The sequence below is a fragment of the Collinsella sp. SGI.241 genome, from assembly GCF_050312955.1.
Lineage (GTDB): Bacteria > Actinomycetota > Coriobacteriia > Coriobacteriales > Coriobacteriaceae > Collinsella.
Map to the genome: position 1 here is coordinate 21,140 of NZ_JBNPKM010000016.1, position 21,702 is coordinate 42,841.

Genomic DNA, 21,702 nt, shown 5'->3' on the forward strand with positions numbered 1-21,702 from the left:
ATCGTTCAAGTATCCGCAGGTTCTTTGGTCTTTTGGGCCTCCGCCCCCGCGAACGAAAAAGATAATACGATGCAACCTTGGGGGCTGTCAACGAAAACCTCTAAATACACGGTGCCGGGCGTATCTATATACCTTTGACCTGCGGTTTTGCTGAATTTAGATATGAAGGACGGCGGATTTGGCTGCGCTGGCGACATTTCCCGAGGGAACACTTTGGTGTAGTGGAGTACCCTTGCGGTATCGACTTTCGATAACGATCCTCGTGCGTCCGAATATCCTCGCTCAACCAGGATGACTGGGACCGGTCCGGCCTTTGTCTCGATCTGTAACATTTAGAGAAAATTTTCTCCCCTATCTGTTACAGATCGAGATGTTTCCCTGGCGGTCTCCCGTTTATCTAAATCTGTAACAACAAGAACGATTTTCCTTCCCTAGTTGTTACAGATTGAGATGTTTCGCAGAGACCCTAGCTTACGTCTCATTCTGTAACAGTTAGAACGGTTTTCCTTCCCTAGTTGTTACAGATTGAGACACTTCTCAGCTCGCCCCCAGATTGTCTAAATCTGTAACAGCTGGGAGCTGAACGCTCGTCCTCGTGTTACAGATCTAGATTGTCGACTAGCCCCAACCAAGCTCTTAAGCCAGTACCTCAGATCCGTTGTAGAGCCTGCTGCCTTCAAACGAGCGCAGCAGGAGCTCGCGACGTTCATCGAGGTCCTTTAGCTCGCAGGGGAACACGAACAGCATCACGTTTTGATGATACTTGTAATCGGCATAGACATCCGGATCGCCCAAGCGCGTGGGCGTGGAAACGATATCCTCCGACATGTGCTCGCTTGAGCCCACATAAATTCCCAGATAGTCACTGTAGTTCTTATCGTGATCGCCCTTTTGATACTTTGCGATAAGGTAGCAGCCAGGCATATCAAAGCCGTTAAACGCGGCATCGGCAGCTTTTTTCTGCTGGCTGACAAACTTGTGCAGGGGCATCACCGTCGACGCACTTTCGAAAATCGACTGCCTTGCGGCGTTGATCTTCTTGCGAGTCTCGGCGGCCTCTCTTGAGTCCTGCAACGCTTTCGCGGCGCCGCCCAGCGCGCCAACTGCCGCGCCAAAGCCATCGGCCGCGACACCGAGCCCCTTGCCAATGCCATCGGCAACGACACGTGCACCGTTAGCAGCACCATCCGCAGCACCCTTTACAGCACCGCCGACAGCTTCGACATCGACGCCGAGCTGCTTTGCGCCATCAATGACGTCCGCGGCCGCAACCAGGACCTTCGCCGCAAGGCTCATCGCATCTTTTACTGTTTTCAGATCTACAGACATCCTAGAATTCCTTTCGATATCTCGCATAACCAAAACAGCTCATGACTCATAAATAGCGTCAGGCGATTGCGCAGCCTCCCGCGGCTATGCGAAATGCATGCGGTACCCAAGTCAGCAGTTTAAATCGGGCTACGTAATGAGTCTCAACGGGTTGCCTATTAATCGGCGAGCGCAACGAGCGTTTCGAGGAACGCCAATACTCGCACTCGCCCCCATTATTCGAAGCCAGATGATGTGTTCTACCGATAGCCCGTCACGGGCGTAGACGGTGCTCACGCCATCGTCGAGCACCATCACGACAGGTGCCAGGTCATTCGGCTGATGCCTCAGCCGACGCAAGGCCGTGTAACACGGTATTAGCCACAGGTTGTTGCTCAACAAATACGCTGCTGGCTGTGGCATACTTTAATTTACTAATGTATCGAGAAAGAGAGTGTCATGGTCCCTTCGGGTAACGGCTGCAGCCAGATCATCATCATTGCTTTGGGCATTTGCCTTGGCCTGACTATGTTTGCGGTCTGTGGCTAAACGATTCAGATCTGCGCTTATTTCCAGCGCAAATCTTCTGCCGCTGCTTGCCGGCATCGTGTATCTCGTTAACAGATACATTGCGAGCTTCGACTTTTTCCTCCCCTACGACTTCGCCCATTATCAGCTCGGAGATCTGTGCGGAGGAATCATTTTTCCCGCCTACGTAAACGTCCTCTGCGAAGTGGTGAGTGGGAAAACGCCGATATGCAACTTTGCAAGTAGCTTGGCATTATCGGTGGGATGCTCAATCTGCTGGGAAGTACTTGCGCCCATGGTGCTCGAGTTTAGTACCCCAGATCCGCTTGATGCCTGCATGTACGTTATCGGCGGCATCTTGTACCTGAAAGCTTTTAAACTGACGGCGGACAGTCGAATCTAGCTGCCCACAAGAAACGGGCCCTGTCCCACTAGGGAACAGAGCCCGAAACTCTCATGGAGCCAGTGACAGGAATCGAACCCGCAACCCACTGATTACAAATCAGTTGCGCTACCGTTGCGCCACACTGGCACACTTGGCGCTTTCGCGCGAAGCCAATTAAGAATAAAGGAATTGCGGACGGGGCGCAACAGGCCCTTTGATCGACCATATCTCAAAACTATTCGTCAGAACGAATAGTATTAATTACAATGAAATAGATAAAACTATTCGTTCTGGCGAAGGGTTTCGCGATGTTGACCACGAAGGAAGCTGCAGAGCTACTCGACATCACCCCGCGCAGGGTGCAAGAGCTCATAAAAAACGGAGCACTTGAGGCACGCAAGGCTTCTGGTGTATGGCTCATCGACAAAGACAGCGTCAACGCACGACTCCGCTCCGTGACCAAAACGGGGGGACGCCCCCGTCGAGGCCATGGAAAAAGCGAGATTACGTTTACCCTCATGAACCGCACGCACGAAGTCGCCCAGCTGGTCTACAGCACATCGCGAAAAGACTTTACCCACATCGGTGCCGACATCGATTACGCTCACGCCCCTATTGGAGTACTTGGCCCCAATAATCCCGTGTCGCTCGACTCTTTCCGCATTTGGTGGCGAGGCCGCGGTATCCCGCTCGCACGCATTGGGCTTGCATCCCTGTTGGCAGAAGCAGCAGTCGATGTTCCCGACGAACTCATCCAGCGAAATCTCGGCCTCTCCCTATCCGACCAGTATTGGATTAGACCCCAAGATTCCGGTCTCGCGTGGGAGGATATTAACTTCTTCAATAATGCTTTTGACGACGTCTCTCTGTCCATCGCACCCTTCGCCCCAGAGGGCAAAGCAGCCGCCGCAAAGCCCGATAACACCTCGGACGGCAACCTTCAGAAGTATTGGACATGCGAGGGCGGGCGTCGAATTCTGCATAAGGCAGGAGCGCACCTGAACCAAGAACCATATAACGAGCTGGTAGCGACCGCGCTCCATCGTCGCATCCTAAACGCCTGCGATTATGTGCCTTACTCGCTCGAGGGCACGGGCACTTCCGCCCTGAGCAAATGCGATGTCTTCTTAACTGATGAAGAAGAGTATGTCCCTGCGTTCTATGTAAACCAGTACGCAAACGCAGATGAAAGACTAACCGACTACGAGCGATATGTAGCAAACTGCGAGAAGCTCGGGGTAACAGGCGTCAAGGATGCCCTTGACCGCATGATCGTGTGCGACGACATCATCGCCAACTATGACCGTCATTGGCGTAACTTTGGCCTTGTGCGAAACGTCAACACGCTAGCCTGCAGACCTGCCCCCATCTTCGATTCGGGCTCATCGCTCTGGTGCAACGTTTCTCTAGAGGAGCTTAAGGCAGGGGAGCACAGTTTTACCAGCGCGCAGTTTCATTCAAGCCCCGCGAAACAAATGCTGCTTGTCGAGGATATGAGCTGGTTTGACGACGACAAGCTCGAGGGTTTCGTTGACGAGGCAATCGAAATCCTATCCAAAAACGACGCTCTTACAGCGAGACTGCCTTATCTAAAAGAGGCGCTAACATGGCGCCTCAAAAGAATGATCGACATCGCTGAATGGAGTTAGCGAAACAGTATCGCCCCGCCAACTCCCCTACCTCCCGCGCAGGGCCTTGAGCTTGGCCAGTGCCTCGGGGCTCAGGCGACTGCCCAGAGTCATCTTGATCTGCGGAGCCTCCTCGGCCTCGCGGACGTCGTTATCGATCTGTTTGATCTCGTCCACCAGCATGCGGCTCGAGATGCGCGTAACGCCCTTGCCCATGACGACGGCTTGAATTGTGCCGTCACTCGATACAACGGAGCACGCGCGGCCTTCCTCGCGCGCCTCGATGCAGAGCTTTTGTACCACGGTATCGGCCGATACACCCGTCGGCGAAAACTCGATGCGCACGCCGCGAGCCGGCAGGTTGGGACGCTCGCTAGAGATATTGCCTGCACCGTCAAACACAATTACGGCCTCGTAGCGGCCCTGGGCAAAGGCGGCAACGTCGTTGATAAGGGCGGTGCGCGCCATATCGTGAACGTCGCTGGAATACGGATCGTCGGAATGGTCGTACACGAGCTTTTCGTAGCGCGGCGTGCAGTGGATCACATTGTAGCCGTCGACCACCAGCAGCTCGGGCTTATTGGAGTGAACCGTCGAGACCGGGTCGGCGATAGCCTGCGCAAACGCATTGCCGCCCACGCCGTAGGTCGCGGCCGAGACAATCGGCTTGGCCGAGCCTTCGCCAAAGCGCTTGGCCTTAGACTTGGCGCGGTTCTTCTTGGACATGCGCTACTCCTCCCCCATGAGCTCGCCGGCGTTGCGACGTAGCCACTCAAAGCACAGCGCTGTCGTTGCCTGGGCAACGTTGAGGCTCTCGGTCATGCCACGCTGAGGAAGCTTGGTCAAAAAGTCGCATTTCTCGAGCACCAGGCGCGAGATACCGTCGCCCTCGGAGCCCATGACAAGCGCCACGCGGCCCTCGAAGGGAGCATCCCAGCAACTGCCCTCGGCGTGCTCGGAGGCACCGCCCACCCAAAAGCCAGCGGCCTTAAGATCGTCGAGTGCACGAGCGATATTGGGGACCTGCGCGATAGGCAGATGCATGACGGCGCCGGCTGAGGTCTTGTAGCTGCCCACGGTCACGCCGGCGGCACGCTTGTTGGCGATGATGACGCCCGCCGCGCCCACGACCTCGGCGGAGCGCACGATGGCGCCAAAGTTACCGTCGTCGGTCACGTGGTCGAGCACCACGACAAGTGCCGGACCCTCGCCTGCACGGTCGAGGATATCGGCGACATCGGCATAAGGGAAGTTGCCCACCTCGAGTGCAATGCCCTGGTGAGCGCCATGGCTCGACAGCGCATCGAGCTGCGCGCGCGGCACGTACTTAATGCGGACACCCGCGGCGTTGAGGTCATCGACCAGACGAGACAAGGCGGCATCGCGCTCCCCGCCCTCGGCAATGAGCGCGCACTTGATGGGAAAACCGGTGCGCAGGGCCTCGACGGCAGCACGACGGCCTTCGATAAACTCGCCCTTGGGAGCCTGGACAGCGTCGCGGTTGCGATCGCGCTGCGGACGCGCAGCTTGGGTGCGATCGCGCTGGCCCTTGGAAGCGGCAGCGCGGTCATTTCGGCGAATCGGACGCGAGCCAGAAGCGGCCTGCTTGCCGCCACGAGGCGCACGCTTGCGATTGTCGGCCATAGGACGGCCTCCTAAATACAACTATCAAACGAAACAAATAGACCGACCGCCCGAGGTGCGGCAGATTGCCTTGAAAGAAGAGGGCATAGACCTTGAGGTCATGCCCGACGATTGAAAGGCAAGGTGCCGTGGCTCGGGCGGTCGGGTGCTTGGGAAACCCGCGGGGGTTAGAGGGATTTGATACGGGTGCCGGCGGCGGTATCTTCAATCGTCAGGCCCAGGTCCTTGAGTTGATCGCGGATGGCGTCTGCCAAGTCCCAGTTCTTGGCGGCACGGGCCTCGGCGCGAGCCTCGAGAATCTTGGCAGCGGCCTCGTCCACGTCGTCACCAGTGTAGGCAACCAAGCCGGCGGCAACGCCCAAAAGGCCCAACGGCAGCTCGACCTTGGGCTCGGGAAGCTCAACGCCAAACGTATCGAGCAGCTCGACCAGCGTATCGGCGGCAGCAAGAGCCGCGGCCTTGTCGGCAGCGCCGCCCGCCTGCTCCAGATACTGATTGCACTCGGTGACAAAACCAAAGACGGCGCCCATGGCACCGGCGGTGTTAAAGTCGTCGTCCATGCACTCCTTAAAGGTGGCACGGGTCTCGGCAGCCTTGGCGGCAAACGCCTCAGATGCTGCCTCATCGGCATCGGCCGTCGCATGGTTCGCGGCCCAGCGCAGGTTCTCGACCGTACCGGCGATACGCGTGAGCGAATTCTCGGCACCCTCCAGGCGCTCCCAGGAGAAGTCGAGCGGCGAGCGATAGCTCGTCTGCAGCATCAGCAGGCGCAGGGCGGCAGCGGAGTGCTGCTCGAGCACCTCGGCCAGCGTAAAGAAGTTACCAAGCGATTTGGACATCTTCTCGCCGTCGACCAGCAGCATGCCCGTGTGCATCCAGGTGTTGGAGAAGCCCTGGTGCCAGGCGCAGGCAGCCTGGGCGCACTCGTTCTCGTGATGCGGGAAGGCAAGGTCGGAGCCACCGCCGTGAATGTCGATCGGGGTACCCAGGTAGCGGTGCACCATGGCGGCGCACTCGGTGTGCCAACCGGGACGGCCCTCGCCCCAGGGGCTCGGCCAGCTGGGCTCGCCGGGCTTGGCGGCCTTCCACAGGGCAAAGTCGAGCGGGTCGTTCTTGTCCTCGTTCTCCTCGATGCGCGCACCCACCATAAGGTCGTCGATGTTGCGGCCCGAGACCTGACCGTAGTTGGGATCGCTGCGCACGGAAAAGTACACGTCGCCGTTATCGGCGGCGTAAGCGTGGCCCTGCTCGATGAGCGCCTTGATCATGGCAATCATGGGGCCGATCTCCTTGGTGGCGCGGGGGCGCACATCGGGATCGAGCACGTTGGCAGCGCGCATGACACCAATAAACTTATCCGAGAACTCCGTCGCGACCTCGGCGGCCGTACGGCCCTGCTCGTTGGCGCGCTTGATGATCTTGTCGTCGACATCGGTGAGGTTCTGGGCGAACGTGACCTCGTAGCCGCTCGCGATGAGCCAGCGTCGAATCACATCGAAGCTGATGAACGTGCGGGCGTTACCGATGTGGATGTTGTCGTAAACCGTGGGGCCGCACACGTACATGCGGACCTTGCCGGGCTCGATGGGCTGGAACTCTTCCTTTTTATGGGTAGCGCTGTTGTAGATACGCATTCGTTACTCCTTAACGGTTTTCTGTAGCAGGCAGACGGCCCAGGCGCCAATTCCCTCGCCTTGACCTTCCCAACCGAGCTTTTCGGTCGTGGTGGCGGCGACGCCCACGTTTTCGACGTCAACGCCCAGGGCATGGGCCAAGTTGGCACGCATGGCATCGCGGTGCGGGGTGATCTTAGGCTGCTGGCAGGCAATGGTGCAGTCGGCATCGACAAACTCAAAGCCCAGCTCGCGCGCATAGTCCATTACGCGGGCAAGCAACACCATCGAGTCGGCACCCTCGTAGGCGGGGTCGGTGTCGGGGAACAGCTTGCCAATGTCTCCCCCGCGGCAGGCGCCCAGAATAGCGTCGGACAGCGCGTGCGCGAGCACATCGGCATCCGAGTGGCCCAGCAGGCCGCGCTCGTAGGGAATGTCGACCCCGCCGATGATACATCGACGCCCCTCCACCAAACGGTGGACGTCGTAGCCGTGGCCAATGCGCAGGTTACTGAACATGGGGAAGGTCCTCTCTCTCGGCCATCCGCCCGAGCAAAATCGCGGTTACGGGACGCAAGTCCTCGGGCACCGTCACCTTAAGGTTGTCGCGCGGGCTCTGGACGCAGCGGACGCGCCCACCCATGCGCTCGACCAGTGACGAATCGTCCGTACCGATAAAGCCCTCGGCAATCGCCGCGGCATGGGCGCGTTTCATGGCGTCGACACTAAAGATCTGCGGCGTCTGCGCGGCCCAATAGAGTTCGCGTGGCGGCGTCTCGACGATGTTGTCCCCATCGACGATCTTGAGCGTGTCGATCGCGGGTTGGCCACACACGACACCGTCGAGCGAGCGGTCGCTCACGAGCACGTCGATAGCGTGATCGATGGCCTCGGTAGTAATGAGCGGACGAGCGCCGTCGTGAATGGCGACGTATTCAAAGCCTGCCGGCACCGCATGCACGCCGGCACGAGTGGAGTCCTGGCGGGTATCGCCGGCATCGGCGAAGCTGATGGGCGTGTTATACGAATACGGGCTGATGGCCAGGCGGCGCATCTCGGCACGACGCTCGGCAGGGCAAACCACGACGATATGGCCGACCTTATCGCTACGGTCAAACGCGCGGATGGACCAGCTCATAAGCGGACGGCCCGCTACATTGACGAGCTGCTTGCCACCGGGATTACCAAAGCGCTGGCCGCTGCCACCGGCAACGACCACGGCGCATACGGGCGCCATTATGCGTTCCCCTGTTTGGTGCCCTTCATGCGGTACAGGGAGTCCGCAAGAATGGCAGGGTTGTTAACGCCAAAGTCGCCCAGGCGCTCCGGATCCTTGCTGATATCGTCCATGAGCTCCTGCAGCGAGCCATACTCGTCGACGATCTTCTCGGCCACGCCGTCGCGCACGACGGACACGCGCGAAAGCGTGCGCAGGCCCAGCGGCGTCATGACGGAGTCCTCGTCCAGGTCGTCGTAACCCAGAACCGCCGCCACATGCTGCGGGTCAGACAAGTCCTTGGGCGTCATGCGGCTAAGCTCGGCACGGATCTTCTCGGCGTTTGCCTCGGAGGAATCGCTTGCGTAGTCGCGAATCATCAAGTCGTACTCGGTATCCATGCTGGAGCCGGCGAGCTGCTCGAGCTGCATCTGCACGAGCTTGCCCTGGTTGCCCAGCTTGACAATGCAATCCTTAAGCTCGGTCTTTGCCTGCTGCATGATCTCGAAACTCGAGAAAATGCCGGTGATGTCGGCGAGCGTGACGTAGTCGTCCAGCTCGAGGGCCGTCAGACGCAGCAGGGAGCGGTCGAGCGACTGACGGGTGGTCTGAAGCGTAGCGACGAGCTGGTTGACCGAGCTCATGATGGTGGTGACGGGCTGAATCTCATAGCTCTTGCCGTGCACATACACGTTGACGACGGCACGACGGGCCGAGACCGAGATCACAATGGCGTCGGTGAGCACCGACATGCGAGCGGCAGTACGGTGACGCATGCCCGTCTCGCTCGTGGCGAGCGAGGGGTCGGGATTGAGGTGGAAATTGGCACGCAGGATCTGGGTAAGGTCGCCGTCGATGACGATAGCGCCGTCCATCTTGGAAAGCTCGAACAGGCGGTTCGAGGTAAACGAAATGTTGAGCGGGAAGCCGTCGTTACCGGCAGCGAGCACGTTTTCGGTGTCGCCGACGCAGATAAGGGCGCCCAGGTGACCGGCGATGATCATGTCAAGGGCGGTGCGGATCGGCTGACCAGGTGCCGTCAGGCGGATGGCCTGTTCCATACGCTTTTGCAGCTCGTTCTTATCCAAGGCATCGCTCCCATCGTATACGCTCCATAAACGTCAATAAGTTTCTCACGGTTTGCCCCTGTGACGCCCGCAAATTCCGATGCTTACAGAATGAGCGAACACCGCTTAGGTAGCTCATTTGGGACGGGGCTCTTTTGGCTGCTCATGTGGTAGCATCGGGTCTCATATAAATGAGGGAGTGGTCGTGTAATCGGGTTCGCCCGGAGAGAGGGAGCCAGACTATGGGACTCGCAGAGCTCGTGTTGCTCGCCGTTGGCCTTTCGATGGACGCCTTTGCCGTTTCTATCTGCAAGGGTCTCGGCATGAAAAAGATCAACCTTAAAGTCGCCGTTGTGCTTGGCCTGTTCTTTGGCGGCTTTCAGGCCGGCATGCCCGTAATCGGTTGGGCACTCGGCAGCCAGTTCATGGGCATCATCGGTCCCATAGACCATTGGATCGCCTTTATCCTTTTGGCCTTTATCGGCGGCAAGATGCTGTGGGAAGCCTTTACCGAAGACGAGGATGAGGACGAAGGCGACGGCAAGGATGCCGAAAAGATCGACCTGGGCGAGTACCTAATCCTTGCCATCGCCACCTCGATTGACGCGCTCGCCGTGGGCATCTCGTTTGCCGCGCTCTCGGTCGATATCGTGCCCTCTGTATCACTTATCGGCGTCACAACGTTTATCTTCTCCGTCGCCGGCGTAGCGATCGGCCACACCTTTGGCGCGCGCTACGAAAAACCCGCCACCATCGTGGGTGGCGTCGTACTCGTCCTCATCGGGCTTAAGATCCTACTTGAGCACCTTGGGATCCTCGCACTGTAACGAATAACGGCCGCCCGGCATTACGCCAGGCGGCCGTTTTCAGAGCCAGCCGTTTTAGAGCTGCTTAACCAAGGCGACCTTTACGCGGCAAGGCGCTTGAGGACGTCGATGAGCAGCTCGTAGAAGCGCTCGGCAGAAGCGAGCTCCATGCTCTCGTCCGGGGTGTGGACATCGGAGAGCGTCGGGCCCACGGCGATGGCGTCCAGGCCGTGCAGGGCCTCGGCAAACAGGCCGCACTCAAGGCCGGCGTGAATGGACTCGATGCGCAGCTCGGATCCAAAGAGCTCGCGATAGCTCTCGATAAAGACGTCGCGGACCGGCGAATGCTCGGCATAGCTCCAGCCGGGATACTCGAACTCAAACTTGGCGTCGAAGCCCAGGACATCGGCCAGTGTCTGCAGGCGGTCCTTGAACTCGTTCTGCAGCGAGGTGATCGAGGAGCGCGGGGACAGCATGATCTTGACCTCGTCGTCAGAAGTGGCAACCACACCGATGTTGGAGGAAACCTCGACGGAGCCGTCGGTAGCGACGTTGCGGCGGATCACGCCATTGGGGGCAAGACGCAGGGCGCGGATGAGGGCAAGCGCGGACTTCTCGTCCATGGCCTCGACCTCGGCGTCGTCGGCAATCTCGACAGTGCAGGTAAAGCCGGGGTCGAAGACCTCGAGCTCGGCAGTGACGTCGGCGATAATGCCCTTTGCGATCTGGGCCGCGGCCTCGGCGGCAGCGTGGTCGGCGTAGACCAGAACAGCCTTGCACTCACGGTTGATGGCGTTGTCCTTGGTGCCGCCGTTAAAGCTAACGATGGCGGGCTCGCCGGCAACCATCAGGCGGTCGATGATGCGGGCCATGATGAGGTTGCCGTTGCCGCGCTCCAGGTGGATATCGCTGCCGGAGTGACCGCCCAGCAGGCCGGAGATGTCGAACGTGAGGGTGCTACCGGTCTTGTGCTCGCGCGCGATCGGGCAGGTGTAGGTAACGACGACGCCGCCGGCGCAGCTGACGGTGGCAACGCCCTCTTCCTCGGAGTCAAGGTTGATCATGGTGCGGGCGCTAATCTGGGACTTGTCGAGCGTCTCGGCGCCGACCAGGCCAGTCTCCTCGTCGGTGGTGAATACGCACTCGAGGGCGGGGTGAACGATCGAATCGTCATCGAGAACAGTGAGCATCAGAGCGACGGCGATACCGTTGTCGGCGCCCAGCGTGGTGCCGTTAGCGGTGAGAACGCCGTCCTTGACGAGCAGGTCGATACCATCGGTCGTAAAGTCGTGCTCAACGGAGCCCAATTTGTCGCACACCATATCGATGTGGCCCTGCAGCATCACGGTCGGGGCATTCTCGGCACCGGCAGATGCGGGCTTGCGAATGATGACGTTGTAGACCTCGTCCTGATACACATCGAGGCCGCGCTCCTTGGCAAACGCAACCAGGAAATCGCTGATGCCCTTCTCGTTGCCAGACCCACGGGGGATCGCGCTGACCTCCTCAAAGAAATGGAACAGCTGGGCGGGCTCATAGCCGGTGATCTTGTAGTCCATGGTGCCTCCTTGGCGCAACTGGTTAGACAATAAGACATGCGCCTTGTATATTCCCAGACTTCGTTTGCATAAACCAGTCGAAAACGCCGAGCGCTCTCGCATCATCGGCTAACGGCGGAGAAACGCCACTTTATTAAGATAAAGCAGGTAGACGGACCGCGCCGAAGGGACGTTGGGCCCTTCAACCAACCTCAACGCCTGACCAACGCTTATGCATACACCGTTGGTATGTTTAATGAGATTTACTTTGAACGAGGGGCCTTTCCAACAGAAAAAAGGGCGCTCCTTTGGAACGCCCTCGTGGACACAAGGTTTTGTTACGCCCTACAGCGCGCCGGAACCGGCTTGCATCATGCCGCCGGGGCCCGAGCTTACGCCACTGCTCACAGGCGCGGCGTTTCCGGTGTGCGGCGCTGCCGGAGCGGTATCGCCCCCAAGCGCACCTGCCGGACGCGGCGCCGGGATCTCGCCCGTACCGTGGCTAAAGACGAACTTGCCGTCGGCCACGTCGCACAGGACGGTATCGCCGCTGCCCCACTCGCCGGCCAGCAGCTCCTCGGATAGCGGATCCTCGATGAGCTTTTGGATGGCGCGGCGCAGCGGACGTGCGCCGTTGGTGAGGTCGGTACCCTCGGCTACGATCTTGTCGTAGGCCGCATCGGTGAGTTTGATGTTCATGCCGTTGGCAATCAGGCGCTGGCGCAGGTCGTCCACCAGCAGGTGAGCGATCTTGGTCAAGTTCTCGCCCGAAAGCTTCTGAAACACCACGATGTCATCGATACGGTTGAGCAGCTCGGGGCGGAACAGGCGCTTGAGTTCGCCCATCGCACGGCCCTTAATCTCGCTCGAGGTAAGACCCTGCTCACCGGTGGTGCCAAAGCCAACGCTCGCATCCTGCGCAATCTCGCGGGCGCCCACGTTGGACGTCATGATGATCACGGTGTTGCGGAAATCGACCGTCTTGCCCTGGCTATCGGTCAGGCGGCCCTCCTCAAGCACCTGCAGCAAGATGTTGAAGATATCGGGGTGCGCCTTCTCGATCTCGTCGAACAGCACGACCGAGTACGGGTGACGGCGAACGGCCTTGGTGAGCTGACCGCCCTCGTCGTGGCCCACGTAGCCCGGGGGGCTACCGATGAGCTTGGAGACCTCGAACTCGCTGCCAAACTCCGACATGTCGAAGCTGATGAGCGCGTCCTTGCTGCCAAAGAGATACTCGGCGAGCGTCTTGGCGAGCTCGGTCTTGCCTGTGCCGGTAGGACCCAAGAAGATAAAGCTGCCGCCGGGACGACGCGGGTCCTTGAGCGGCGAGCGGCTGCGGCGCACTGCCTTGGCCACGGCCTCGACAGCTTCATCCTGGCCGATAATGCGGGTCTTGAGCACGCTTTCGGTCTGCAACAGACGACGGCTTTCGCTCTCGGTGAGCGAAGACACCGGCACGCCCGAGGTCACGGACACGATGTCGGCAACCTGGGCGACATCGATGGTGAGCGGGCTGGCGTCGAGCTCGGCCGTCCAAGCTGCCTTGGCCTCGGCGAGCTCAATCTCGGCAGCCTTCTGCTGCTCGGTAATCTCGGCGGCCTTGTTCATGTCGTCGCCCTCGGTGGCCTCCTGCGCGGCAGCCTTGAGCTCCTCCACGCGATGCTCGGCCTCGCGCACCGGCTCAGGCGCACGGTTGGCGGCAATGCGGGCGCGGGCGCCGGCCTCGTCGATGAGATCGATGGCCTTATCGGGCAGGAAGCGATCCTGGATGTAGCGGTTGGAGAGGTTCGCGGCAGCCTCGATGGCACCCTGCGTATAGCGCACGTGGTGGTGCTCCTCGTAGCGTGGCTTGAGCGCGGTCAGGATCTTGACCGTGTCCTCGACGCTTGGCTCCTCAACATCGATGGTCTGGAAGCGGCGCTCGAAGGCCGGGTCCTTGGTGAGGTACTTGCGGAACTCCTCGGCCGTGGTGGCACCGATGATCTGGAAAGCGCCGCGCGCGAGCACGGGCTTGAGCATGGAGCTTGCATCGATGGATCCCTCGGCAGAACCGGCACCGATGATGGTGTGCATCTCGTCGATAAACAGGATGACGTCGTCGGCTTCGGTTGCCTCCTGGATTACGTTCTTGAGACGCTCCTCAAACTCACCGCGATATTTGGCGCCCGCGACAAGACCCGGCAGGTCGAGCGTCCAGATGTTCTGGTTCATAAGGTTCTCGGGCACGTTGCCGGCAGCGATCTGCTGCGCCAGGCCCTCGACGATGGCCGTCTTGCCCACGCCGGGGTCGCCCAAGATAAGCGGGTTGTTCTTGGTGCGGCGCGAAAGGATCTCCATCATGCGCTGGACTTCCTTTTCGCGACCGATCACCGGGTCGAGCTCGCCGTCGCGCGCCTTCTGCGTAAGGTTGGTGGCGAACTGCTTGAGCGTGTCGGTGCCGCTCCCCTTTTGCTGCGAGGCGTCCGAGCCGCTAAAGAACGGCAGGCCTGTACCGGGACGCCCGGCACCGGCACCGGCGAGCGGGCGCTTCTTGTCTTGATCCTTGGCGGTAAGCTTCTCGATGGCTTTTTTAATGGAAGCGGACGAAACACCCAGGCGCATGAGAATGTCCATGGCCATGCCGTTGCCCTCTTCGACAATACCGATGAGCAGGTGCTCGGTCGACACATAGGTCTGGTTGTTCTCGCGCGCCACGCGGAAGGAACGCTCCATCACGCTGATGACGAGCGGCGTAAAGGCGAGCTTAGCGGCCTCGGTCTCCTCGCTGGGCTCGGGAACGGTGGTCTGGACCTCCTTGAGCGTGTCCATGATGTCATCGTAGGAGATATCGAGTGAGCGCAGTGCCTCGGCGGCAATGCCCTCGTCCTCCTTGGCGAGCGCGAGCAGCAGATGCTCGGTACCCACCTTATTTGAGTGAAGATCGAGCGCCTCCTGCTTGGCCATGGACATGACCTTGCGCGCGCGATCGGTAAAACGGTCCAACATGCTAGTTCCTCTTAGACGAGCTAGTTTTTCAAACGCAAAGCGCCACTCGTGGCGGCGCTTTGGTCTCTTTACCCATATGGAGTATATGTTAACCGCTGTGGCCTTTTCCGCGTGCAGCCATACGACAACGTCTACAAAAAAGGAATCGCCGGATGCGGCGGGCGCTCTAGGTTAGAGGCTCTTGCCTAGCAGGCGGGCTCGGCGTCCATACTCTCGGCAACGTCATCGTCGACATCGGCAACGGGAGCGCCCGGCATACGTACGAGCTCCATATGCTGCTCTTCAAAGACGGTTCCCATGGGGAAGGCATGGCGGAAGATAAAGCGAGCAACCGGACCAGCCACCAGCAGGTTCCCGGGCAGGGCCATGATAAAGTTGCGCGGGATGTTGATGAGCCACATCATCGGCAGCATCTGCAGGTTTGCGAGCGGGCCACCGGGCATGTGGAACAAGCCCTCGCACGCACCGTAGAACGACATGATGATGACCATGGGAACGACCATGCAGGAGCTGACGGCGAGCGTCATGGCAAGCGGTGAGCTCTTACCCGGCGTGACCAGGAATTTAAAAGCGAAACCCTTGGCAAGGGGGCTGGCAACAAACCAGTCGCAGCACATGGCAAAAATGTAGGCAACGGGGAAGCCGAGCCACGCGGCGGCAATGACCTCGCCGTTGATGGCCCCGTGCTGCAGGGCAACGTTGTAGATGCTCATCCAGAGCACCATGCAAAAGCACATGATAAAGGTAAACAGCAGGCTCTCTCGTTTATTGATAGGCATAAAGGGCAAAATCCTTTCTGTGTTACGCCGCGGTGCACAACAAAAACGGGCGGGCGAGATGGAGCTACTGGGACTTCATCTCGCCCGCCCGTGGCACGTGCGTCTGCGACTACTTATGTGGTGGAACTACCCTAACACGAGCAGCACACGCTTCGTAAGCGTTGAGTTTGTGGAGATGTAGAGCACCAATAATCCCCCGACCCCATAAGTTGCGGTGGAATACGAAGTGCCAACCAGAGCAACGCCGCAGGTAGAGGACGGACAGCGAGCGACGTCTAGCTTGACAGCCAAGGCAACGCCGATGTGTTGCCAACGGCAGCGAAAGCCCGCCAGAGCGAGCAGGGTGCCTTCAAGCAAAATGGCGCCGCAGGTTGAGCATAAGTCAGCGAGCGGGCTGCATTTGAGACAAGGTGACGTGAAACGAAAGGGCGCTGACCTTTCGGTCGCGCCCTTGAAGTTGAACGTCACATTGTACAGGTGCGGCCCGCGCAGCGTCGGCTGGTCCGCCGTTCGGTAGAACGGCGGAACCAATTAGTACATCTTTGCGCCGGCGGGAATGGAGGCGTCGAGCTGGATCAGGTTGAGGCGCTCCTCGCCCTCCTCCTCGTGGATGGCACTGATGAGCATGCCGCAGCTGGGGATGCCCATCATCTTGCGCGGAGGCAGGTTGGTGATGGCGAGCAGGGTCTTGCCGACCAGGTCCTCGGGCTCATAGTATTCGTGGATGCCGGAGAGGATGGTGCGGTCGACACCGGTACCGTCGTCGAGCGTAAAGTTCAGCAGCTTCTTGGACTTCTTGACGGCCTCGCATGCCTTGACCTTCACAGCGCGGAAATCGCTCTTGGAGAAGGTATCGAAGTCGACGAACTCCTCAAAAAGCGGCTCAACGGCGATCTTGGAGTAATCGAGCGTGGGCTTAAGCGACTTAACGAACGGGCTCGCGGCGTTGCCGGCCTCTGCGGCCTTGGCGGCAGCGGCACCGGACTGGAAACCCTTCTCGGGCTTCATGTGCGGGAACAGCAGGACATCGCGGATAGAAGCCTGGTTGGTGAGCAGCATGACCACACGGTCGATACCGATGCCAATGCCGCCCGCGGGAGGCATACCGTACTCGAGGGCGCGTACGTAGTCCTCGTCATACTCCATGGCCTCATCGTCGCCGCCGGCCTTCTCGGCCATCTGGGCGGCAAAGCGCTCAGCCTGGTCGACCGGGTCGTTGAGCTCGGAGAATGCGTTGGCGTACTCGTGGCCGGCGATGACCAGCTCAAAGCGGTGGGTCAGACGCGGGTCGTCCTCAAAACGCTTGGCGAGCGGGCTGACCTCGATGGGGTAATCGCACACGAAGGTCGGGTTGACGATGGTGTCCTCGCCCAGCTCATCGTAAATCTCGGCGATGATCTTGCCTGCAGTCCACTCGGGCTTGATCTCCAGGCCCTTCTCGCGCGCGGCGGCAGCAAGCTCCTCGACAGGCGTGTCGATGGTGACCTTCTTGCCGAGCACGTCAGAGACAATATCAGTCATGGGGCGGCTTGCCCACTCACCGGAAAGATCGATGGTCTGGCCCTGGTACTCGATGACCTCGGGGTTGCCGATGGCCTTGTTGGCAGCCTTGATGACGCCCTGGGCGAGCGCCTTCATGCCCTCGAGATCGGAGAAGGCACGGTAGGCCTCCATCGTGGTGAACTCGGGGTTGTGGGTGAGGTCCATGCCCTCGTTACGGAAGATACGACCGATCTCGAAGACGCGCTCAAAGCCACCGACGATGCAGCGCTTGAGGTGCAGCTCGGTAGCAATGCGCAGGTAGCACTCCTGATCGAGAGCGTTAAAGTGCGTGATGAACGGCTTAGCCGTAGCGCCACCCTGAATGGTCTGCAGAATGGGAGTCTCGACCTCCATGTAGCCGTCGGACTCCATAAAGCGACGGAAGGTGGAGAGGATCTGCGAGCGCTTGCGGAAGGTCTCGCGGACATCGTCGTTGGCGATCAGGTCGACATAGCGCTGACGATAGCGGGTCTCCTTGTCGGAGAGACCGTGGAACTTCTCGGGCAGCGGGCGAACGGCCTTGGAGAGCAGGGTCGCGCTCTTAGGGGCGACGGAGAGCTGGCCGCGCTGAGTACGCACAACCACACCGGTCACACCCAGGATATCGCCAAGGTCGAGGGCCTTGAGCGTATTCCAGGCTGCCTCGTCCATGTCGTTGATGCGGCAGAACAGCTGAATCTCGGCGGTTGCGTCGCGCACGACGATGAACATGATCTTGCCCTGACCACGCTTTGCGACCACGCGGCCGCCGATCTTCACGACGTCCTCGGTGTCCTCGCCATCGGCAAGATCGGCATACTTAGCCTCGATGTCGGCAACGTAGTCCTCGATCTCGGAATGCTCGGGATAGGGGTTCTGGCCCGCCTCGAACAGGGCGGCGCGCTTGGCCAGGCGCGTGGCGCGCTCGTCATTGAGCGTCGATGCCTGCTCGGCGGCGTTTTGGTTCTCTGCCATAAGTTAACTCCTCAAACTAAAACGCTCCCCAGGATTCGGTCCCAGGGAGCGAAAACATACCTTTACGCGGGACCGTGGTCTAGCGTGCGATCTTGGCGATGGTGTAGACGCGAGTCTTGCCGGAAGGCGTAACGACCTCGACGGAGTCGCCCTCGCCGTGGCCGATGATGGCGTGGCCGACCGGGGACTCGTTGGAGATCTTGTGCTCGAGCGAGTTGGTCTCGGTGGTACCGACGAGCGTGACTTCCATGACCTCACCGTTGGGATCAATCAGCGAAACGGTGGAACCGATGGAGACGGTCAGATCGCCCGTGGTGGCAGCAACCTGAGCGTTGGCGAGAATAGCCTGAATCTCGGCAATGCGAGCAGCATTCTGAGCCTGCTTGTCCTTGGCGGCATCGTACTCGGAGTTCTCCGAAAGGTCGCCAAACGCGCGGGCTTCCTTGATGTCCTCGACGATCTCCTTGGCGTAATCGCCCTCACGCCAAGCGAGCTCCTCGACGAGCTTCTGGCGGCCCTCAGCGGTCAGTACGATCTGGCTTGCGTCCATACGGATATCTCCCCAACTATGATGTAACAATCAACTGTCAACATAACGAAAAAGACCGGCTAGCCTGCGGGCAAGCCGGTCAGGTGCTCACCCCAAAGGGATGGGACTACTCTGCGTCCGCGTCGCCGTCCTCTGCCTTCTTTTTCTTGGCGGCGGCGAGCTGGGCCTCGAGCTCTGCGATCTTCTTGTCCTCCTCGGACTCCTCGACCACAACGTCCTCGGCCTGCTTGGTCTCGTCCTTATCGTCGCCCTCCATACCCTCGCGGATATTCTTGACGGTAGAGCCGAGGGACTTGCCGAGCTTCGGCAGGTTCTTGGGCCCGAAGATAATCAGGACAACGACGAGAATAATGATGAGCTCAGGAGCCCTCAGTCCAAACATGTAGACCTCCACAAAACAGCGAGACAAGCTCGAATGAGTATACCGCGGGTATCGCGGTATCACAACAATAGCTAAAAAAAGGGACCGCAAGAAGCGGTCCCTCCTCATGCTCTGGTCGGGTTGACTGGATTTGAACCAGCGACCCCTGCGTCCCGAACGCAGTGCTCTACCAAACTGAGCCACAACCCGTTAGCTCGACTATAGTAACAAAGTTTTTCGCCGCGTGCTAGAGAAATTTTTATTTCTTTGGCGCGTCGATTTGAACCGTGTTGGGAATAAGCTCAGTCGCGCAGGACCACCAGCCATTTTGCTGGGCAGCCCCGGCAAGCCTTTCGGCCGTGGCGGCGGTGTCGCAAATGGCAAACGAGCAGGCACCCGACCCGCACACGTCCACGGCAACGGTTCCCTCCTGTTCGCTCAGCCAGTCGAGAACCGCCTGGATCTGCGGCTCCATCAAAGCAGAAATGATGCCCAAGTTGTTATGGATGAGCGAATACGCCATCTTCGCATCACTCACGCTAAGAGCCGATGCAATGGCACCGGGCGCAGTCGCGGGCACCGGGGCCTCGTCAAAACGTCGATAGGCCTCAATTGTCGAAACGCTCGCCTCCCGCGGCTTGACCAGCACAACGGGCGTCACAGGAAGCGCGGGGTACTCAGTTGCCAGAACGTCTCCCCCACCCACGTAGAATGCGGGGCTCGTATGCAAAAAGAACGGCACGTCGGCGCCGATGCCACGCGCAATCTCATCCAGCGCAGGATCAGTGCGGTCGATGCCCCACAGCTCAGCCAGGGCAACGATAACCGCCGCGGCATCCGTCGAGGGGCCGCCCAGGCCGGCGCACAGCGGGATGCGCTTCTCAATCGTCACGCACACGTTTGCCTCGCGCCCGAAATGATCGGCCATGGCGACGGCGGCGCGGTAGGCAGTATTCTTTTGCATGGGAAAATCTGATGCCGGAACCGTCTGGACGGTCAACGCCTGCGCCGGCGTGACCGTCACGGTATCGGCTAGGCCGACAGCTGCCATCAGGGAATCGACTTTGTGGTAGCCGCGGGTATCGCGCTCGGTATGAACCCCCAGGTAGAGGTTAATCTTTGCCGGCGCAGTAAGGATGAGGGACCGATCGGTCACCGTTAATGCTCCTCGAGCTGGTTGCCGAGCGGAGTAAAGATGTGCTCGCCGCTCTCGGGGTCGAACAGTTCAACCTGACCGGTAAGGACGTCGATGTACTGGTAGGACTGACGCGACTTGCGGCCGCGGCGCTCGTCAACCTCGACGATAAAGACAGCCGGGTGGACGCTCTTGATGGTACCCATGCGCTCGACAACGCGGGTACGGCCCATGTTGGCCTTCACCTTGACGCGATCGCCCACCATATCGGTCAGCTTCTCGTGGATGTCGTCGACGTAATTGACTTCCATCTCTTCCATGAACAGGGCCTCCAGAAGGTGCAATTCAAAAAGGGGATAATACCCCTAAGATAGACAAAACTCTAATACTATAGCACCCTGTTACAACCCCACGCAAGTAGCTAATTAGGCTACTTACAGATTGTCGGTATCGAGGACAATGGTGAACGGGCCGTCGTTGACCAGGTCGACTTTCATGTCGGCGCCAAAGATGCCGTGCGCCACGTGGTCGACGTCCTGGGCGACGAGCGTCAGAAAGTACTCATAAAGCTCGTTGGCGACATCGGGCGCGCCAGCATCCGTAAACGACGGACGACGGCCGTGGCGGCAATCGGCAAACAGCGTAAACTGCGACACCACGAGCACCTCGCCGTCGACATCGGCAAGCGCCAAGTTAGTCTTGCCGTTCTCGTCCTCGTTGATACGCAGCCCGCGGAGCTTGCCCCATAGTTTATCGGCCTCGGCACGCGTATCGCCATGGCCCACACCCAGCAATACCAGATAGCCGCGCCCAATGCGGCCCACGCACTCGCCGTCGACCGTCACACCGGCGTTGAGCACGCGCTGCACCACCGCACGCACGGCCTACTCCTCGCCCGTGAGTTTGGCGGACAGGTGCTCGAGTGCATGGAAACGATGGCTGATGGCGTTCTTCTCGTCCGCTGTGAGCTCGGCCATAGTCTTGCCCGGCGTATCGACCGGCAGGAACAGCGGGTCGTAGCCAAAGCCGTGGTCGCCGCGGCCCTCGTGTGCGATAACGCCCTCGCAGGCGCCCTCGCCATAGGTGACCAGGCCGTCTTGGTCGATGAGCGCAACGACACTCATAAAGCGTGCGGTGCGATCCTCGTCTGCCACGCCTTCCAGATTAACGAGTAGTTTGGCATTGTTGGCGGCATCATCGCCGTGTACGCCCGCATAACGCGCGCTATACACACCCGGCTCGCCGTCCAGCGCGTCGACGACCAAGCCGGAATCGTCAGCGATGGCCATAAGGCCCGTCTCCTCGACCGCAGCCTGCGCCTTGATGATGGCGTTCTCCAAAAACGTCGTGCCGTTTTCCTCGGGGTCCTCAAAATCGCCCAGCTGGCCGAGCGCCACAAAGCGCACCTCGGGCATGACCTTGCCCAAAATGGCCTCGATCTCGGTGAGCTTATGGGCGTTACCCGTGGCCACAACAATGGTCGCCGCCGGGTCGAGGGTGTCGATGTCAATCTTCTCAAGTGCCATAGCTGGCCTCCTTGTCTCTTATAGCAATGCCGTGTAGAGGACGACGAGGGTCTCGGCCTCTCCCCTCTCAATCAACGGCAGTCTTATACTTCGGCGTTTTCGCAGATTAAACCTGCCAAAATCAACATCCCCTT

The 21,702-nt window shown here is 59.7% G+C and carries 19 protein-coding genes and 2 tRNA genes; 2 read left to right on the forward strand and 19 right to left on the reverse strand.

Going from position 1 to position 21,702, the window contains the following annotated elements:
• Window positions 1–636: 636 nt before the first annotated feature.
• Window positions 637–1,329 carry a hypothetical protein gene (locus ACQQ92_RS07510; RefSeq protein ID WP_427796167.1) on the reverse strand — a complete coding sequence of 231 codons (693 nt, stop codon included), beginning with the start codon at window positions 1,327–1,329 and terminating at the stop codon, window positions 637–639.
• A gap of 964 nt (window positions 1,330–2,293) precedes the next feature.
• Window positions 2,294–2,368, reverse strand: a tRNA-Thr gene (locus ACQQ92_RS07515).
• Between the two features lie 161 nt (window positions 2,369–2,529).
• Between ACQQ92_RS07515 and ACQQ92_RS07520 the strand changes: the two genes are divergently transcribed.
• Complete coding sequence (locus tag ACQQ92_RS07520) at window positions 2,530–3,870, forward strand: DNA-binding protein (RefSeq protein ID WP_427796168.1); 1,341 nt, start codon at window positions 2,530–2,532, stop codon at window positions 3,868–3,870.
• A gap of 27 nt (window positions 3,871–3,897) precedes the next feature.
• On the opposite strand, the gene ACQQ92_RS07525 is transcribed toward ACQQ92_RS07520, so the two are convergent.
• From ACQQ92_RS07525 to disA, 6 genes are all read right to left on the reverse strand, one after another.
• Window positions 3,898–4,575: an NYN domain-containing protein gene (locus tag ACQQ92_RS07525; RefSeq protein WP_154514764.1), complete on the reverse strand. Its 678-nt coding sequence runs from the start codon at window positions 4,573–4,575 to the stop codon at window positions 3,898–3,900.
• A 3-nt stretch (window positions 4,576–4,578) separates the two neighbouring features.
• Window positions 4,579–5,493: a 23S rRNA (guanosine(2251)-2'-O)-methyltransferase RlmB gene (rlmB, locus tag ACQQ92_RS07530; RefSeq protein WP_427796169.1), complete on the reverse strand. Its 915-nt coding sequence runs from the start codon at window positions 5,491–5,493 to the stop codon at window positions 4,579–4,581.
• Between the two features lie 167 nt (window positions 5,494–5,660).
• Window positions 5,661–7,127 (reverse strand): cysteine--tRNA ligase, encoded by a 1,467-nt coding sequence (cysS, locus tag ACQQ92_RS07535; protein WP_427796170.1) that lies wholly within the window; start codon window positions 7,125–7,127, stop codon window positions 5,661–5,663.
• A 3-nt stretch (window positions 7,128–7,130) separates the two neighbouring features.
• Complete coding sequence (gene ispF / locus ACQQ92_RS07540) at window positions 7,131–7,625, reverse strand: 2-C-methyl-D-erythritol 2,4-cyclodiphosphate synthase (RefSeq protein WP_427796171.1); 495 nt, start codon at window positions 7,623–7,625, stop codon at window positions 7,131–7,133.
• Window positions 7,615–8,343: a 2-C-methyl-D-erythritol 4-phosphate cytidylyltransferase gene (gene ispD, locus ACQQ92_RS07545; RefSeq protein WP_154514770.1), complete on the reverse strand. Its 729-nt coding sequence runs from the start codon at window positions 8,341–8,343 to the stop codon at window positions 7,615–7,617. Before ispD ends, ispF begins: the two co-directional genes overlap by 11 nt.
• Window positions 8,343–9,383, reverse strand: a complete 1,041-nt coding sequence (disA, locus tag ACQQ92_RS07550) for a DNA integrity scanning diadenylate cyclase DisA (RefSeq protein WP_370450554.1) — start codon at window positions 9,381–9,383, stop codon at window positions 8,343–8,345. The genes ispD and disA overlap by 1 nt, the downstream gene beginning before the upstream one ends.
• A 248-nt stretch (window positions 9,384–9,631) precedes the next feature.
• Between disA and ACQQ92_RS07555 the strand changes: the two genes are divergently transcribed.
• The gene (locus ACQQ92_RS07555; RefSeq protein ID WP_154514774.1) at window positions 9,632–10,216 is read left to right on the forward strand and encodes a manganese efflux pump MntP family protein; all 585 of its coding nucleotides are present in this window, start codon (window positions 9,632–9,634) and stop codon (window positions 10,214–10,216) included.
• 80 nt (window positions 10,217–10,296) lie between these two features.
• On the opposite strand, the gene ACQQ92_RS07560 is transcribed toward ACQQ92_RS07555, so the two are convergent.
• From ACQQ92_RS07560 to rdgB, 11 genes are all read right to left on the reverse strand, one after another.
• Complete coding sequence (locus tag ACQQ92_RS07560) at window positions 10,297–11,754, reverse strand: aminoacyl-histidine dipeptidase (RefSeq protein ID WP_427796172.1); 1,458 nt, start codon at window positions 11,752–11,754, stop codon at window positions 10,297–10,299.
• A gap of 324 nt (window positions 11,755–12,078) precedes the next feature.
• A complete protein-coding gene (locus ACQQ92_RS07565; RefSeq protein WP_427747689.1) occupies window positions 12,079–14,721 on the reverse strand; it encodes an ATP-dependent Clp protease ATP-binding subunit in 2,643 nt (880 codons plus the stop codon).
• Window positions 14,722–14,906: 185 nt separating this feature from the next.
• Window positions 14,907–15,500: a DUF2798 domain-containing protein gene (locus ACQQ92_RS07570; protein WP_427796173.1), complete on the reverse strand. Its 594-nt coding sequence runs from the start codon at window positions 15,498–15,500 to the stop codon at window positions 14,907–14,909.
• Window positions 15,501–16,031: 531 nt separating this feature from the next.
• Window positions 16,032–17,996 carry a lysine--tRNA ligase gene (gene lysS, locus ACQQ92_RS07575; protein ID WP_427747687.1) on the reverse strand — a complete coding sequence of 655 codons (1,965 nt, stop codon included), beginning with the start codon at window positions 17,994–17,996 and terminating at the stop codon, window positions 16,032–16,034.
• 79 nt (window positions 17,997–18,075) lie between these two features.
• Window positions 18,076–18,546, reverse strand: coding sequence for a transcription elongation factor GreA (greA, locus tag ACQQ92_RS07580; protein ID WP_006234960.1), 471 nt, complete (start codon window positions 18,544–18,546; stop codon window positions 18,076–18,078).
• Between the two features lie 106 nt (window positions 18,547–18,652).
• Entirely contained in the window at window positions 18,653–18,928 is a 276-nt protein-coding gene (tatA, locus tag ACQQ92_RS07585; RefSeq protein WP_195838497.1) for a twin-arginine translocase TatA/TatE family subunit, read from the reverse strand.
• A 112-nt stretch (window positions 18,929–19,040) separates the two neighbouring features.
• Window positions 19,041–19,117 (reverse strand) — tRNA-Pro (locus tag ACQQ92_RS07590).
• 49 nt (window positions 19,118–19,166) lie between these two features.
• Entirely contained in the window at window positions 19,167–20,063 is an 897-nt protein-coding gene (ispE, locus tag ACQQ92_RS07595) for a 4-(cytidine 5'-diphospho)-2-C-methyl-D-erythritol kinase (protein ID WP_427747686.1), read from the reverse strand.
• A gap of 2 nt (window positions 20,064–20,065) precedes the next feature.
• Entirely contained in the window at window positions 20,066–20,362 is a 297-nt protein-coding gene (locus tag ACQQ92_RS07600) for a Veg family protein (RefSeq protein WP_118206416.1), read from the reverse strand.
• Window positions 20,363–20,476: 114 nt separating this feature from the next.
• Complete coding sequence (gene dtd / locus ACQQ92_RS07605) at window positions 20,477–20,923, reverse strand: D-aminoacyl-tRNA deacylase (protein ID WP_117797049.1); 447 nt, start codon at window positions 20,921–20,923, stop codon at window positions 20,477–20,479.
• A gap of 3 nt (window positions 20,924–20,926) precedes the next feature.
• Window positions 20,927–21,568: an RdgB/HAM1 family non-canonical purine NTP pyrophosphatase gene (rdgB, locus tag ACQQ92_RS07610; RefSeq protein ID WP_118206636.1), complete on the reverse strand. Its 642-nt coding sequence runs from the start codon at window positions 21,566–21,568 to the stop codon at window positions 20,927–20,929.
• Window positions 21,569–21,702: the final 134 nt, after the last annotated feature.

Coding starts and splice junctions, on each gene's coding strand:
- rlmB (WP_427796169.1), bottom strand. CDS start 5,493: ATGGCCGACAATCGCAAGCGTGCGCCTCGTGGCGGCAAGCAGGCCGCT.
- cysS (WP_427796170.1), bottom strand. CDS start 7,127: ATGCGTATCTACAACAGCGCTACCCATAAAAAGGAAGAGTTCCAGCCC.
- ACQQ92_RS07565 (WP_427747689.1), bottom strand. CDS start 14,721: ATGTTGGACCGTTTTACCGATCGCGCGCGCAAGGTCATGTCCATGGCC.
- lysS (WP_427747687.1), bottom strand. CDS start 17,996: ATGGCAGAGAACCAAAACGCCGCCGAGCAGGCATCGACGCTCAATGAC.
- ACQQ92_RS07570 (WP_427796173.1), bottom strand. CDS start 15,500: ATGCCTATCAATAAACGAGAGAGCCTGCTGTTTACCTTTATCATGTGC.
- ACQQ92_RS07560 (WP_427796172.1), bottom strand. CDS start 11,754: ATGGACTACAAGATCACCGGCTATGAGCCCGCCCAGCTGTTCCATTTC.
- ACQQ92_RS07600 (WP_118206416.1), bottom strand. CDS start 20,362: ATGGAAGAGATGGAAGTCAATTACGTCGACGACATCCACGAGAAGCTG.
- disA (WP_370450554.1), bottom strand. CDS start 9,383: ATGGAACAGGCCATCCGCCTGACGGCACCTGGTCAGCCGATCCGCACC.
- rdgB (WP_118206636.1), bottom strand. CDS start 21,568: ATGGCACTTGAGAAGATTGACATCGACACCCTCGACCCGGCGGCGACC.
- ispD (WP_154514770.1), bottom strand. CDS start 8,343: ATGGCGCCCGTATGCGCCGTGGTCGTTGCCGGTGGCAGCGGCCAGCGC.
- ispF (WP_427796171.1), bottom strand. CDS start 7,625: ATGTTCAGTAACCTGCGCATTGGCCACGGCTACGACGTCCACCGTTTG.
- ACQQ92_RS07555 (WP_154514774.1), top strand. CDS start 9,632: ATGGGACTCGCAGAGCTCGTGTTGCTCGCCGTTGGCCTTTCGATGGAC.
- greA (WP_006234960.1), bottom strand. CDS start 18,546: ATGGACGCAAGCCAGATCGTACTGACCGCTGAGGGCCGCCAGAAGCTC.
- tatA (WP_195838497.1), bottom strand. CDS start 18,928: ATGTTTGGACTGAGGGCTCCTGAGCTCATCATTATTCTCGTCGTTGTC.
- ACQQ92_RS07510 (WP_427796167.1), bottom strand. CDS start 1,329: ATGTCTGTAGATCTGAAAACAGTAAAAGATGCGATGAGCCTTGCGGCG.
- ACQQ92_RS07525 (WP_154514764.1), bottom strand. CDS start 4,575: ATGTCCAAGAAGAACCGCGCCAAGTCTAAGGCCAAGCGCTTTGGCGAA.
- ACQQ92_RS07520 (WP_427796168.1), top strand. CDS start 2,530: ATGTTGACCACGAAGGAAGCTGCAGAGCTACTCGACATCACCCCGCGC.